Source organism: Streptomyces sp. NPDC053665 (assembly GCF_055585285.1).
Window position 1 is genome coordinate 568,744 of sequence record NZ_JBVJKK010000003.1, and the last position, 13,930, is coordinate 582,673.

Annotated in this window: 14 protein-coding genes; 4 read left to right on the plus strand and 10 right to left on the minus strand. The window is 76.4% G+C overall.

All coding sequences use genetic code 11. The features are described 5' to 3' along the window. Positions 1-18 precede the first annotated feature (18 nt). From ACZ6ZN_RS15575 to ACZ6ZN_RS15600, 6 genes are all read right to left on the minus strand, one after another. Positions 19-282, minus strand: coding sequence for a type II toxin-antitoxin system RelE family toxin (locus ACZ6ZN_RS15575; RefSeq protein ID WP_364867173.1), 264 nt, complete (start codon positions 280-282; stop codon positions 19-21). Beyond that, positions 275-544, minus strand: a complete 270-nt coding sequence (locus ACZ6ZN_RS15580; protein WP_469646478.1) for a type II toxin-antitoxin system Phd/YefM family antitoxin — start codon at positions 542-544, stop codon at positions 275-277. The genes ACZ6ZN_RS15575 and ACZ6ZN_RS15580 overlap by 8 nt, the downstream gene beginning before the upstream one ends. Positions 545-637: 93 nt before the next feature. Beyond that, positions 638-1,003 carry a hypothetical protein gene (locus ACZ6ZN_RS15585; RefSeq protein WP_469646480.1) on the minus strand — a complete coding sequence of 122 codons (366 nt, stop codon included), beginning with the start codon at positions 1,001-1,003 and terminating at the stop codon, positions 638-640. After that, entirely contained in the window at positions 1,003-1,665 is a 663-nt protein-coding gene (locus tag ACZ6ZN_RS15590; RefSeq protein ID WP_469646482.1) for a class F sortase, read from the minus strand. The genes ACZ6ZN_RS15585 and ACZ6ZN_RS15590 overlap by 1 nt, the downstream gene beginning before the upstream one ends. Then, positions 1,658-2,488 carry a DUF4397 domain-containing protein gene (locus ACZ6ZN_RS15595; protein WP_398106751.1) on the minus strand — a complete coding sequence of 277 codons (831 nt, stop codon included), beginning with the start codon at positions 2,486-2,488 and terminating at the stop codon, positions 1,658-1,660. Before ACZ6ZN_RS15595 ends, ACZ6ZN_RS15590 begins: the two co-directional genes overlap by 8 nt. Before the next feature lie 106 nt (positions 2,489-2,594). Beyond that, positions 2,595-3,203: a sigma-70 family RNA polymerase sigma factor gene (locus tag ACZ6ZN_RS15600; protein ID WP_469646486.1), complete on the minus strand. Its 609-nt coding sequence runs from the start codon at positions 3,201-3,203 to the stop codon at positions 2,595-2,597. 160 nt (positions 3,204-3,363) lie between these two features. Here ACZ6ZN_RS15600 and ACZ6ZN_RS15605 point away from each other — a divergent pair, with 160 nt between their 5' ends. The 4 genes from ACZ6ZN_RS15605 to ACZ6ZN_RS15620 all read left to right on the plus strand — a co-directional run bounded on the left by ACZ6ZN_RS15605 (position 3,364) and on the right by ACZ6ZN_RS15620 (position 8,313). Next, the gene (locus tag ACZ6ZN_RS15605; protein ID WP_469646488.1) at positions 3,364-4,605 is read left to right on the plus strand and encodes a MerR family transcriptional regulator; all 1,242 of its coding nucleotides are present in this window, start codon (positions 3,364-3,366) and stop codon (positions 4,603-4,605) included. 92 nt (positions 4,606-4,697) lie between these two features. Further along, complete coding sequence (locus tag ACZ6ZN_RS15610) at positions 4,698-5,969, plus strand: lycopene cyclase family protein (RefSeq protein WP_469646491.1); 1,272 nt, start codon at positions 4,698-4,700, stop codon at positions 5,967-5,969. After that, positions 5,966-6,733, plus strand: coding sequence for a class I SAM-dependent methyltransferase (locus tag ACZ6ZN_RS15615; RefSeq protein ID WP_469646494.1), 768 nt, complete (start codon positions 5,966-5,968; stop codon positions 6,731-6,733). The genes ACZ6ZN_RS15610 and ACZ6ZN_RS15615 overlap by 4 nt, the downstream gene beginning before the upstream one ends. Then, positions 6,730-8,313 (plus strand): FAD-dependent oxidoreductase, encoded by a 1,584-nt coding sequence (locus tag ACZ6ZN_RS15620; RefSeq protein ID WP_469646502.1) that lies wholly within the window; start codon positions 6,730-6,732, stop codon positions 8,311-8,313. Before ACZ6ZN_RS15615 ends, ACZ6ZN_RS15620 begins: the two co-directional genes overlap by 4 nt. An 853-nt stretch (positions 8,314-9,166) precedes the next feature. Here ACZ6ZN_RS15620 and ACZ6ZN_RS15625 read toward each other — a convergent pair. The 4 genes from ACZ6ZN_RS15625 to ACZ6ZN_RS15640 are packed head-to-tail and all read right to left on the minus strand — an operon-like array spanning position 9,167 to position 13,862. Then, on the minus strand, positions 9,167-10,174 hold the full coding sequence (locus tag ACZ6ZN_RS15625) for a DUF5914 domain-containing protein (protein WP_451877714.1): 1,008 nt from the start codon (positions 10,172-10,174) through the stop codon (positions 9,167-9,169). Then, on the minus strand, positions 10,167-11,159 hold the full coding sequence (locus ACZ6ZN_RS15630; protein WP_469646505.1) for a phytoene/squalene synthase family protein: 993 nt from the start codon (positions 11,157-11,159) through the stop codon (positions 10,167-10,169). Before ACZ6ZN_RS15630 ends, ACZ6ZN_RS15625 begins: the two co-directional genes overlap by 8 nt. Beyond that, complete coding sequence (gene crtI, locus ACZ6ZN_RS15635; RefSeq protein ID WP_451877712.1) at positions 11,146-12,723, minus strand: phytoene desaturase family protein; 1,578 nt, start codon at positions 12,721-12,723, stop codon at positions 11,146-11,148. The genes ACZ6ZN_RS15630 and crtI overlap by 14 nt, the downstream gene beginning before the upstream one ends. Continuing rightward, the gene (locus ACZ6ZN_RS15640) at positions 12,720-13,862 is read right to left on the minus strand and encodes a polyprenyl synthetase family protein (RefSeq protein WP_469646509.1); all 1,143 of its coding nucleotides are present in this window, start codon (positions 13,860-13,862) and stop codon (positions 12,720-12,722) included. The genes crtI and ACZ6ZN_RS15640 overlap by 4 nt, the downstream gene beginning before the upstream one ends. Positions 13,863-13,930 lie beyond the last annotated feature (68 nt).

Genomic DNA, 13,930 nt, shown 5'->3' on the forward strand with positions numbered 1-13,930 from the left:
GGTGGGTGTCAGGAGACCTCAGGTGTCGTAGACGGTGGAGCGATGCCCGACGTGCACGACCCACACCACCAGTTCACCGTTGTCGAGCGTGTAGATCACGCGGTAATCGCCCACCCGGAGGCGGCGCCGGTCGGGTTGGGAGACGAGTGCCGTGGTGTTGAATCCCAGCGGGTCGCTCTCCAGCTCGGTCAGCTTGGCCAGAATGCGGAGGGCCATGTCTCGCGGGACCTTGCGGAGCTCGGCCTGAGCCTCGGGCCGGAAGACCGTGCGGTACTCACTCACTGCGCGCCAGCGTCTCCCTCATGATGTCCTCGATGGGGACGCCGGGAGCCGGGTTGGCCATGCGCTCGTCAATGATGCGGTTGATCTCGCGCTCTTCCCACTCCTGGTACTTCCGGAGGACTTCGATGGACACCACGGCAGCCACCTGCTTGCCCCGACGCGTGATCACTGTGGGCAGGTCGTCGCGGTCGGCCCGCTCCACGACCTCGGCCAGGTGTGCCCGGACATCGCGGATGGACTCTGTGGGCAACGGCTGTGTCATGCGCCCAAGTGTACCGAGTGTCTCATGTGTACACAACGGCTCAGGGGTCCGTCTGAGGTGCCGTCCTCCGCTTCGCTGCCCGCAGCCGCGGGCCTAGCCGGCCCCGGTGCGCGGACGGCGGGCGCGGTGGGCGGCCCTGACGGCGGCGGCCAGGAGCGTGACGGCGCAGGCCGTGGCGAGGAGTCTGTCCCTCTTCGTGCGGTCGCCGGGGGCCCGAGGGGCCGGGGGCCGGGGGGAGAGGTCCTGGGTGATGCGCTGCCAGACGCGCTCCGGGGGCGCGGCCGGGAGGTCGACCAGCTGGGCCGTGCGGGCGGCGGTCACCACGCGGGTCATCGTCCGCAGCTCGTCCCGGCAGCGACGGCACCGGTCGATGTGCCGCAGCGCCCCGGCGTCCTCTTCACTCGCCGTGCCATGCCCCAGGGCGAGTTCCACCAGGTGAGCGGGCTCTACGTGGGCCACTACGCCCTCCCGGGCTCGACGGGCTCCGCCGTGACGACGAGGTTGGACAGATAGCCGCCCCGCTCGGGGACGAACGGCGGCGCGCAGGTGATGAGCGTGAGCACCGGAGCGCCGGAGCGGCGGAACGCCGAGGCGGGCAGTTCGCCCTTCGGCACGGTCCGGCGCGCGACGACGCGGTAGCGCACCGGCCCGGCCTCCGCCCGGCGCACCTCCACCCGGTCCCCGGGGCGCACGTCGAGGAGCGCGGCGAACTCGCCGATCTCCCCGGTGTCGTCGTCGACGTGCCCGACGAGCACGGCCGAGCCCCGGTCGCCGCCCGGCGCGGGGCCGTAGCGGTACCAGCCGGCCTCGGAGGGGTCCTCGGGGACGGCCATGTCGCCCTGGCCCGTCACGCCCACCGGGCGGACCCGGGCGTCGAGGCCGGCGCGGGGCGCGAGGACCTGCTCGGGCGGGGGTGCCGGTGCCGCGGGGAGCCGGCGGTGCGTGATCCCCGGGCCGGCGCCCTCGGCCGGAGGGGCCGTGCGGGACGCGGCGTCCGAACGGGCCGCCCCGAAGTCCGCCCCGGCCGGGGCCTCCCCCGGGGCCGGCGGAAAACCGAGGACGGCTGCCAGAGCGGCAGCCGCCACGATCGGTCCGGTCAGCCGGCGCGCGCGGTCAGCCACGCCGGCCGGCGATCCGGCGGACCAGCAGCGCGCCCGTCAGCACGGCCGCCCCGCCCGCGACGGCCCAGCCGGCCGACAGGTCGGAGGAGTTCGGGGTCATGGCGGCCCCGCTGCCGCCGGCGGGGACACCGCGCGGAGCGGACTCCATGCCGCTGAACGTCTGGGTGGCCAGGGCCAGGTTCTTGTCCTGCGCGCTGCCCCAGGCGTAGACGACGTTGCTCGTGCCTTCCGCGAGGTTCAGGTCGGCCGGGCCGATGGCCACCGTGTCCGTGCCGGCGAGCACCACGTCCGCGTTGATCGTGCCCGCGTCGACCACGGCGGTGTCCTCCTTCGGGTTGGTCAGGTCGCTGAAGACCGTCTGCCCGCCGGCGCGGACGTCGACGGCGGGTGCCGCGGCGACATGGCGGACCGTCAGGCGGGACTTGCCCGCGTCGACCTGCGAGACGTCGTTGGTGAAGGCCGTCAGCTCGGGCTTGCCGTCGGCGGAGAGGTGGGCGGCGACCGTGGCGTTGCCGCCCTCGGGCACCTCCACCTTCTTCTCCAGGGCCGGGGTGCCGTCCGGCCCCTGACCCGCTTCGAAGATCTTGATGTCATAGGTGCCGGCGTCGAGGGACTGCGGGTCCGTCACGGTGCCGGGCTTGAAGTCGCCGATCAGTTCGTCGCCGTTGGCGTACACGTCCACCGTCATACCGGGGATGCCGTGGAAGACGGACACCATGGCCTTGCCGGAGTCGTCGGCGGCCAGGGCGGGCGCGGTCACGCCGAGCGCCAGGGCGCAGGCACCGGTCGAGGCGGCGAGGGCGAGGCGGAGGGGGGAGGTCATCGGAATCATCCCTTCAGCAAGTCTCCGTACGGTGCGGAGTCTCGGTCCTGTTTCGGGTGCCGGGGCCGCTGCGGATGCGTGCCGCCGCAGGCCGGCCGAAGTCGCGTCACACGCCGGTGTCGTGGACCGGGGGCTGCTCGACCGTCTGGCGCAGCCGGTGCAGGCCGCGGCGGGCGTGACTCTTGACGGTGCCCAGGGGCATGCCGGTGCGTTCGGCGATCTGCGTCTGGGTCAGGTCCTCGTAGAAGGCCATGCACAGCACCTCCCGCTGGTGGTGCGGCAACCGGGCCAGGGCGTCGATCAGCAGGACGCGGTCCAGGACGCGGTCCGGTGCCGACTCGCCGTGGCCCGCCGGGGCGTCCGCGTCCCGGGCGGCGGAGTCGGCGAGGGTCAGTCGCCTCGTCCTGGCCGCCAGCGCGTCGACGATCTTGCGGCGGGTGATCCCGACCAGCCAGGCGCCCAGGGGCCCCCGCTCCGGGCGGAATCCCGCGCGGCCGTGCCAGGCGCCGAGGAAGACCTGCTGGGTGACGTCCTCCGCCTCGTAGGTATCGCCGAGCACCCGGGTGGCCATGGTGTGGACCAAGGAGCCCCAGCGCCGGTATATCGCGGCGAACGCCTCCTCGTCGGCGGCCAGCAGGCCACGGGCCAGTTCCTCCTCGTCACGCGTCTCCTCCACGGGCGGGGCTGGGGCGGCGACTCGTGTGTTCGTGATCATGGCCGGGTTCCTCCTGCCGGGCTCCGTACGGGGACGGAAGGCCGTTGTCGGACCGCACCGGCTGCGGCGGGGAAGGCGCCGGCCGTGCGTTCCCCGCCAGTGTTCGGTGCATAAACGACGCAGCTCAACATGCGTCGTTTGTGCGTCGTACGATCGACGCATGGGTGCACGAGAACGCGACCGCGACGACCGCCATCACCGCGACGACCGCACGGTGGCCCGGCAGCCGCGCGCCGAGCTGCCCGGGGACGCGGGACTGACCACCGGTGAGGTGGCACGGCGGCTGGGCGTGGCCCCCACGACCGTCCGCACCTGGGACCGGCGCTACGGCCTCGGGCCCGACGCGCACACGGGGGGCCGGCACCGCAGGTGGACCGCCGTGGACATGGCCCGGCTGGAGCGCATGTGCGCGCTGACGGCGACGGGTGTGGCACCCGCCGAAGCGGCCCGGACGGTCCTGAGCGAGACGCCGCCGGCAGCGGGCGGGCCCCTCGGGGACGGGGACCCGGCGGGGGCGTCGCCCCCCGACTCCGCTCCCGGCCGTTTCGACGCAACGGACGGGGCTGCGACCGACGCGGCAGGGGTGTCCGGTCGGGGCCGGGCGGCAATCGACGCAACTTCCGGCGACGGCCCGGACGCGGAGTCGTCGTCCTCCTCCTACGCCTCCTCCTCCGCCGCCGTCGCCGGCGCGCCGGGTCGCCGCTCCGCCCGGGGTGCCGGGACGGCCCGGGGAGGCAGCCGTGCCGGAAGCGGGATGCGCCTGGGCGACGTGCGCCAGGAGTGCAAGGGCATCGCCCGGGCCGCCCTGCGGCTGGACGCCGCCGCGCTGGACGACCTGCTCGGCTCGGCGATCGACGAACACGGGCTGGTCACCGCGTGGACCGAGGTGATCATGCCGACGCTCCAGGCGGTCGGCCGCAAGTGGGAGAGCTCGGGCGAGAAGTACGTCGAGGTGGAGCACTTCCTGTCCTGGCACGTCTCCGGCGCGCTGCGGCGCTGCACCCCGCCCTCCGCCGCCGACCGCCCCGGGGCCACCATCGTGCTCGCGTGCGTGCCGGGGGAGAGCCACACCCTGCCGCTGGAGGTGCTGGCCGCCGCGCTGGCCGAACGCGGCCTGCCCGTGCGGATGTTCGGGGGCGCGCTGCCCGTGGAGTCCCTCGTCACCGCCGTCCGCAGGACCGGCCCGGCGGCGGTGGCGCTGTGGGCCCAGTCCCGTACCACCGCGAGCCGTCCCCTCGCCGCGCACGTTGCCGCGATGGAATGGGGGGTACGCGGTGCCCGGCGCAAACCGGTCGTCCTGACGATCGGGCCGGGCTGGGCGGGCCGGGCGGTGACCGGGCTGCCGCGGCCGGCCGGACTGGCGGAGGCCGTCGCCCTCCTGGAGTCGGTCGTGTCGCGTTAGCCGGGTCCGGCCGCATCCGGGAGCCGCCCGGACGGGGAAGTGACGGAGGATCGGATGGCGGCCTCGGCCGGGCGGTGGGAGCGGGTGTGCGGATGAGCGGTGCGCGCGGGCAGGCGGCCGCCGGCGCCGTCGCGGACGTGTCCGGCGGGCCGGACGTCGTGATCGTCGGGGGCGGGGCAGCCGGGCTGAGCCTGGCCCACCGGCTGCTCGGGACCGGCACGGCCACCGTCACCGTCGTGGAGCCCCCGGACGGTCCCACGCGCCCGGCCGAACGGACCTGGTGCTACTGGGACGACGGCGACGGCGACGGTGACGACGAAGGCGACGACGGGCTCGGCGCGGCGGTGACGGCCGACTGGTCCCTGCTGCGGGTGCACGGCCGCGACGGCACCGCCCTCACCGTCGACCCGGCCCCGGCGACCTACCGCATGGTGCGCTCCTCGGCGTTCGAGCGGCTCGTGCACGCGCGTCTGGAGCGGGACCCCGGCGGGCGCCTGCTGCGGGCGACGGCACAGACCGTGCGGGACGTCCCCGGGGGCGCGGAGGTCCGGTGCACGGCACCCGACGGGCGGGCCCTGACGCTGCGCGCCCGGTACGTGTTCGACTCCCGCCCGCCGCCGGGGCTGCCCCCGGCCCGCACGCAGCTGCTCCAGCACTTCCGCGGGTGGTTCGTGCGGACGGGCCGGGCCCGGTTCGACCCCGCGGTCGCCGACCTCATGGACTTCCGGGTGCCGCAGCCCCGGCACGGGCTCGCCTTCGGCTACGTCCTCCCGCTGGCGCCGGACCGGGCGCTCGTGGAGTACACCGAGTTCTCCCGCTCCCCGCTGACCACCGCGGCGTACGAGGCCGCACTCGGCCACTACGCCCGCGACGTGCTGAAGCTGGGCGCGTTCGACGTCGAGTCGGCCGAGCAGGGCGTCATCCCCATGACCGACGGGCGCTTCCCGCGCCGCGCCGGCCGCTCCGTGTTCCGCATCGGCACGGCCGGCGGCGCCACGCGCCCCGCCACCGGCTACACCTTCGCCGCCGTCCAGCGGCACAGCCGGGCCGTCGCCACCGCCCTGCGCGAGGGCCGCGGCACCGTGCCCCCGCCGCACGGGCGGCGAGCCCTCGCCATGGACGCGGTGCTGCTGCGGGCCCTGGACACCGGCCGCGTCGACGGCCCCGCCTTCTTCACCGGCCTGTTCCGCCGTACGCCCGCACACCGCCTGCTGCGCTTCCTCGACGGCGCGACCTCGCTCCGGGAGGAGTGGGGCATCGGCCTGCGCACCCCGGTGGGACCGATGCTGCGCACCGCGCTCGAGGTGCCCTTCCTGCCCCGCAGAACCCACCCCCTCCCAGGAACCGGAGAGAGCCACCGATGACCCTGCTGCGCGACCACGACCTGGCACGCGCCTTCGACCACGCGTCCCGCACCTACGACCGGCTCACGGCCCTCAACCCCGGTTACCGCACCGACCTGCTCCGCTCGGCGCGCCGGCTCCGGCTGCCCGACGACGGGGCCGGACTGCACGTGCTCGACCTCGGATGCGGCACCGGCGCCTCCACCCGGGCCCTGCTGCGGGCCGCGCCCCGGGCCCGGATCACCGCCGTGGACGCCTCCGGCGGCATGCTCCGCCGGGCGCTGGCCAAGCCGTGGCCCGACCGGGTGCGTTTCCTGCACCTGAGCGCCGAGGAACTGACGACGGCCGACGAGGGCCCGTTCGACGCGGTGTTCGCCGCCTACCTGTTCCGCAACGTCTCCGATCCGGACGCTGTGCTGCGCTCGGTGCGGACCCGGCTGAAGCCGGGCGGGCGACTGGCCGTGCACGAGTACAGCCTCGGCGGCTCACCCGCGCACCGGGCGCTGTGGACGGCCGTCTGCCAGGGGGTCGTCATCCCGGCGGGCACCCTCACCGGCGACCGGGCCCTGTACCGGCACCTGTGGCACAGCGTCCTCGCCTTCGACACCGCCCCCGCCTTCACCGGCCGGCTGGCCCGCGCCGGGTTCGCGGACGCCCGCGCGCTGCCGCTGGCCGGATGGCAGACCGGCATCACCCACACCTTCGTCGCCCGCAACGGCTCCGCCCCGGCCGCGGAGGCGACCCCGGCCGCGGAGGCCGCCCCGGCAGCGGAGGCCGCCCGATGAGCGGCGGCCGCCCGATGAGCGGCGGCCGGGCCGGACACTCCGCCCGCCGCGGCCGGGACCGCAAGGCCGAGGTGCTGATGCCCGCCCCCGGCCGGGACCGGTTCGGGCCGGGGGACGCGCCGTCCGTCGCCGTGGTGGGCGGCGGCATCGCCGGCCTCGCCGCCGCCACCGGACTGGCCGAGCGCGGCGCCCGGGTCACCCTCTACGAACGGGAGGAGTCCCTCGGCGGCCGCCTCGCCGGGCGGCGCACCCGGCTCGCCGACGGCTCCGAGGTGACCATGAGCCGCGGCTTCCACGCGTTCTTCCGCCAGTACTACAACCTGCGCGGCCTGCTGCGCCGGACCGACCCCGGCCTCGACCGGCTCACCCCGCTGCCCGACTACCCCCTGCGGCACAGCGGCGGACTGACCGACAGCTTCGCCCGCGTCCCGCGCACCCCGCCGCTCAGCGCCCTCGGCTTCGTCGCCCTCAGCCCCACCTTCGGCTGGCGCGACCTGACCTCCATGGACGCCCGCGCGGCGCTGCCGCTGCTGGACGTCCGCGTGCCGCAGGTGTACGAGCGGTTCGACCACGTCAGCGCGACCGGGTTCCTGCGCGGCGTGCGCTTCCCCGAGGCCGCGCACCACCTGGCCTTCGAGGTGTTCTCGCGCAGCTTCTTCGCCGATCCGCGGGAACTGTCCGCCGCCGAGCTGATGCTGATGTTCCACATCTACTTCCTCGGTTCGTCCGAGGGGCTGCTGTTCGACGTGCCCGACGAGCCCTTCCCCCAGGCCCTGTGGGAGCCGCTCGGCGACTACCTGCGGCGGCTGGGCGCCGACATCCGCACCGGCACGGCCGTCCACGGCATCGACCCCCTCGACGACGGCGGGGCCCGGGTACGCACCGGCACCGGCACCGCCCGGTACGACGCGGTGGTGCTCGCCCTGGACACCGAGGGACTGCGGCACACCGTCGCGGCCTCGCCCGGCCTCGGCACCGGCGCCTGGCGCGAGGACATCGACGCGCTGCGCACCGCACCGCCGTTCCTCGTCTCCCGGCTCTGGCTGGACCGCCCCGTGCGGGCCGACCGCCCCGGTTTCCTCGGCACCAGCGGCTACGAGGGCCTGGACAACATCAGCGTCCTGGAACGCTACGAGGGCGAGGCCGCCCGCTGGGCGGCGCGCACCGGCGGCTCGGTCGTGGAACTGCACGCCTACGCCGTCCCCGAGGACGCGGACCGGGACAAGGTGCAGGACGAACTGCTCGCGCAGCTGCGGCGGGTGTACCCCGAGACGAGGCGGGCGCGGGTCGTCGACGCACGGCACGAGTGGCGTGCCGACTGCCCGCTCTTCACCGCCGGCACCCACCACCGCCGTCCCACGGTGACCACCCCTCACCCGTGGCTGACACTGGCCGGCGACGGCCTGCGCTGCGACCTGCCCGTGGCGCTCATGGAACGCGCCGCCACCACCGGCTTCCTGGCGTCCAACGCGCTGCTCGCCCGGTGGGGCGTACGCGGCCAGGTGCTCTGGACCGTCCCCCGCGCGGGCCGCTCCCCGGCGCTACGCGCCCTCGGCACCCTGGCGGGACGACACCCCTGAGCCGACGCGCCCGGCCAGTCCACAGGCCCCCGGGCCGCCGAACGGCCCCCGGGCCACCTGAGGGGCTCCGGGTCGCCGGACGGGCTCCGGGTCGCCCGACGGGCACGGGCCCCGGGGTCGGCTCGGGCAGCCGGGCGGGCCCGGGCCCCGGTCGAGTCGCCCGGGCCCGCCCGGCGATGCCGTTACGGCTGGTGCGCTGCTCGGGGCTGTGCGGCGGCGCCGTTTGAGCCGGGGGCGCCGGTCGGGCTTGCCCGAGGCCCCATGACCCGGAGCGCCGCTCGGGTCACCCGGCGGGGTCTTGTCGGCCCGTGGGCCGCTCGGGCCTGTGCACCGGCGGGTTGGCCGGGGGCGCCGCTTCGGTCCGTCCGGCGGTGCCGTATCGGCTGCTGCGCTGCCCAGGGCTGTGCGCCGGTGCCGTTTGGGCCAGGGCACCGGTCGGGCCTGCCCGGGCGTGCCTTATGAGCCGGAGCGCCGCTCGGGTCACCCGGCGGGGCTTTGTCAGCCCGGCGAGCTGGTCGGGCCACCCGGCGGTGTCATACCAGGCCGGAGGCCGCTCGGGGTTTGTGCGCCGTGCCGTTTCCGCCCGGGGCGCCCCTTCGGTCCGTCCGGCCCGGCCTTGTCAGCCCCGAGCACCGCTCGGCCCTGCCCGGCGGTGCGGCTCCGGCCGATGCGCTGCCCGGGCCTGTGCGGCGGTGCCGTATCGACCGGGTGCGTCGACGGGGGCCTGCCCGGCCGGGCCTTGTCAGGCCCGAGCGTCGGTCGGTCTGGCCGGCGGTGTCGTTCGGTGGCCGGGGGCGCTGCTCGGGTCCGTCCGGCGGGCCCCCGCCCGGCGGGTCGGGCGGGGCCCCGGGCGTCAGCCCGGGAAGCGGCCCGTGCTGCGGAGTTCCCAGCGCCTCTCCGCGTAGGCCAGGTCGTCCCGCCACAGCCGTCCCGCCGTGTGCCGCATCAAGGGGCGCAGGGCCGGGGCGGCGGCCCGGGCGAGGGCGAAGCCGCGCCGCTCGGAGGTGGCGATCACCGCCTCCACCACCGCCGTGCGCGGCCGCTCGGCGCCGGGCCGGGACAGCGGCGTCGCGTGGGTCTCCACCACGGACGAGGCGCCCTCGCCGTCGGTGATCCGCATGACGACCGTGCGCGGCTCGGGCGCCGTGAACTCGGCGCGCACGGGCACCACCAGACGCCCCGCCACCCGGAAGGACACGTCGACGACGAAGGCGTCGTCCTCCTCGCCCTCCGGTTCCCGGACGACCTCCAGGTCGACGAAGGAGTACGGGTGGAACCAGGAGCCGTGCCACGGGTCGAGCCGGTTGGCGACGACGTCCTGCGGTTCGCAGCGCCCGACCCCGGTGTACACGGAGTCCACGCCCGTGCCGGCCGCGGGGCGCGGCGGGACCACGGGCCGCTCGGACGGCTCCTCCCCGCCGAGCGCGTCCAGCCGCACCCACACCAGCACCCCGTCGTCGTGGACCGGGAACGGCTGCCAGCCGGCGGTCGGGGACCCGTCCAGGGCGAGCCCGTGCCAGTGGCACACCAGCGTCCCGCACACCACCCGGCTGTCCTTGAGCGGAGCGCCCAGGTGCGGGCAGGCGCCCGGGCCCGCGCGCAGCTCACCGGAGTCCGAGCGCCACAGCACGACCTCGACACCGCCGATCGTCCGGCCGCGGGGGCCGCCCCCAGGGCGCACGTCCCGGGAGGCGCCGGCCACGAACCAGTTGCCGGAGGGCCGCGCCCCGGCGCGCTTGAGCGCGTCGGCGATCAGGCCGGGCCTCGCTGCCCGCCAGGTCGGGGTCTGTTCCGCCCACGCCGGCCCGCTGCGCCGCCGCAACGGCGAGGTCCAGCCTGCCCTGTCCGTCCGGTCACCCATGGCCCGGCTCCTTCCGTTCCCGTCCTGCGGTCCCCGTCGCCGCACGCGCCGAGCGGGCGCGCCGGCGCGCACCGGCCACGCGCACGATCCCGGCCGCCGCGGTCGCCGCCCGCCGGGGGCGGGAGACGACGGCACGGCGGTGCAGCACGGTGTACTCCTGCCGGGCGATCGCGTCGAGGATGCCGCCGTACAGCGTGAACGCCGCCCGGATGCAGGGGCGTACCCGGGGGTCGAGCATCGCGATGCCCGGCTCCGCCTGCCGGTACACGTCCCGGGTCAGCGCCTCGGCCGCCACGAACGCCGCCCGGATGCGCGCGTCCTGACGGCCGGTGCGCCGGCTCCACTCCAGCAGCGGCCGGTCCACGCCGTGCGCGGCCAGCAGGTCCGCCGGCAGGTACACCCGGCCGCGGTCCAGGTCCTCGCCCACGTCCCGCAGGAAGTTGGTCAGCTGGAACGCCACGCCCAGCGCGGCCGCGTGCGGTGCGGCCTCCTCACGCGGCCCGACCGTGCCGAGCACGGGCAGCATCTGCAGGCCGATCACCGCGGCCGAGCCGTGCATGTAGGCCCGCAGGTCGGCGTAGGTCGGGTAGTCGGTGACGGTCAGGTCCGCGCGCATCGAGGCGAGGAAGTCCTCGAACAGCGCCACCTCGATGCCGTACCGCTCGGCGGTGTCGGACACCGCCCGCACCACGGGCTCGTCGCCGCCGCCGGTGCGCAGCGCCTGCGCGAGGTCGCCCTCCAGCCGCTTCAGCGCCAGGTCGCGCTCCTCGGGTCCGAGGCCGCGGTCCAGGTCGTCGACGATGTCGTCGGCCCAGCGGGCGAAGCCGTACAGGGCGTGCACGGCCGAGCGGCGCTCCAGCGGGAGCAGGCGCGTGGCCAGGAAGTAGGTGCGTCCGTGGTGGGCGTTGAGCTCCCGGCACCGGGTGTAGTCGGCGCGCAGGCCGGGGTCGGTGATCCCGGCGGCGTCCAGTTCACGACGGGTCATGGGCTCCTGCTCCGGTCGGGGTGGACGGGAGATCCGCCGCGGCGGGGCGGGGCCGGGGCCGGGGCCCCGGGGAACGGCGGACGGCGCCGCCGGTGACGCGCGCGGCGGCGAGTTTGCCGCTGATGAGCACGGTCGGCACGCCGACGCCCGGGGTGGTGCCGCAGCCCGCGAGCACCACGTTGTCCACGCCGCGCACCAGGTTGCGGGGCCGGAACGGCCCGGTCTGGGCGAAGGTGTGGGACACGGAGAAGGGGCTGCCCGCAGCATGGCCCTGGGCCGCCCAGTCCAGCGGCGTCACCAGCATCTCCTCCTGGACGCTGCCCGCGAACCCGTCCAGGCCGCGCCGTTCCAGCTCGGCGACGAGGCTGTCGCGGTAGCGCGGGCCGAGGTCCCGCCAGGCGGCGGCTGAGGGCCCGACGTCGGTGTTGGGGCAGGGCGCCAGCACGTAGTGCAGGTGGCGGCTCGGCGGCGCGAGGGACGGGTCGTGCGCGGTCGGGCGGGTGATCAGCAGGGACGGGTCGCTCATCAGCGTCCCGGTGCGGGTCAGTTCGTCGAACGTGCGCTCCCAGGCGGCGCCGAACGACAGGGTGTGGTGGGCGAGCCCGGGCCAGGTGCGGTCCGTGCCGGCGTGCAGGATCACCGCCGAGGGGGAGTGCCGCAGCGGCACCGGGCGCCGGGGTGTCCGGCCCAGCAGGCGGTGGGCGGTGGGCAGTTCGCAGGTCAGCACCACCGCGTCGCACGGGATGCGCTCGCCCGAGGCGAGGCGGACGGCCCGCACCCGCCCGGACACCCGCTCCAGGGCGCTGACCTCCGCCGACCAGCGCAGCTCGGCACCGGCGTCCGCCGCCGCGTCGGCCATCGCGCGGGGCAGGGCGTGCATACCGCCCTTGGGGAACCAGACACCGGCCACGGTGTCCATGTAGGCGATCACCGCGTAGGCCGCGAGCGCCCGGGCCGGGGCGACCCCGGCGTACAGCGCCTGGAAGGAGAACACCCGCCGCAGCCGCGGGTCGCCGAGGAAGCGGCCGATGCGGGCGTCCAGTCGGCCGAAGCCGCCGAGGGCCGCCAGGCGGGCCAGGTCGGGGTGCGCCAGCTGCAACGGCGAGTCGAAGTTGGTGTCGATGAAGCGGCGCATCTGCGCCCGGTACAACCGCTCCAGCCACGTGCGCAGGCTGCGGTAGCCCGCGGCCTCGGCGGGCCCCGCGAAGCGCCGCACCTCCGCCTCCATGGCCTCGCCGTCGGTGTGCACGTCCAGCGCGCTGCCGTCGGCGAAGCGGGCCCGGTAGGCGGGGTGCAGCGGCGTCAGCTCGACGCGGCGGTACAGGCTGTCGCCGACCGCGGCGAACGCCTCGTCGGCCAGGTCCGGCATGGTCAGCACGGTGGGGCCGGTGTCCACCTGGTAGCCGCCGAGCCGTACCCGGCCGGCCCGGCCGCCGGGCCCTGGGTCCCGTTCGACGAGCGTGACCCGGCGGCCCGCGCCCAGCAGGTGCAGCGCGCAGGCCAGGCCGGACAGCCCGGCGCCCACGACGACGACGTGGTCGGTCGGACCCGGAACGGTCCTCATACCAGCTCCTCCGCGGGGCGCGGGGCGACGCCCGCGGCCCGCTCGACCAGGGCGGAGAACTCCCGCCGCACCTCCGGGCCGGCCCCGGTGGCCTCGAAGTGCCGCAGGCCGGCGGCCGCCAGTTCGGCGATCCTCGCCTCCACCTCGGCCCGCGCACCGGTCCGTTCCAGCGCCGCCCGCATGCGCTCCACGGTCTGCTGCGGCCGCCCGCCCGGGCCCGCGGCGAGCACGGCGGAGGCCTCGCGGTCACCGGTGGTCCCGGCGAGCCGTACGGCCGTGGCCAGCAGATGGGTGAGCTTGCGCGAGCGCAGGTCGTCGTCGGCGGGCTTCCCGGTCAGCAGCGGGTCGCCGAACGCGCCGAGGAGGTCGTCGCGCAGCTGGAAGGCCAGCCCCGCGCTCCGGCCGGCGGCCCGCAGGGCGTCCATCGTGCGCGGGTCGGCTCCCGCCAGCGAGGCACCCAGCGCCAGCGGCCGCGCGACCGTGTACAGGGCGCTCTTCAACTCGGCGATGGTCAGGGCCTCCTCGCCGCTGGAGGAGCCGTTCGCCTGGGCCTTCAGGTCGCGGTACTGGCCGGCGACCATCTCGGTGCGCATGGCCCGCCACTCGGCGTGCAGCCGGGCGCCGTGCGGCGAGGCGAGCGCCGTCTCCGTCAGCAGGTCGTCCGCCCAGGCCAGCGCCAGGTCGCCGGCCAGCACGGCCGCCGACGAGCCGAACGCCTCGGCGGAGCCGGACATCCGCGCGGCCCGGTGCCCGCGGGCGAAGTCCACGTGCAGGGCAGGCGCGCCCCGGCGCAGCGGCGAGCCGTCCATCACGTCGTCGTGGATGAGGGCGCACGCCTGGAGCAGTTCCAGGGCGGCCCCGGTCCGCAGGACGGGCCCGGTGTCGCCGGACCCGCCCGCGGCCCGCCAGCCGCACCACACGAACGCCGTACGCAGCCGCTTGCCGCCGCGCAGGGCGAACGCGGCGACGCGCTCGGCCAGATCGCGGGCGGCCACCGTGTCGGCCTGCCGGGCCTGGCGCAGCCGCGCCTCGAGCACCCGCCCGAGGACGGCCTCCACGGCCCGGGTGGCCCCGGGGGCGGTGAGCGGGGCGTCGTCCGGTGCCCCCGGTCCGGCCGCTGTCGGCCGCGGTCCAAGCATGCGCAACCCCTTCTCGCATCCGGTCATTCGCACATCAGTGCTTCCGCCGGGAGTGGTGATCCGGATGC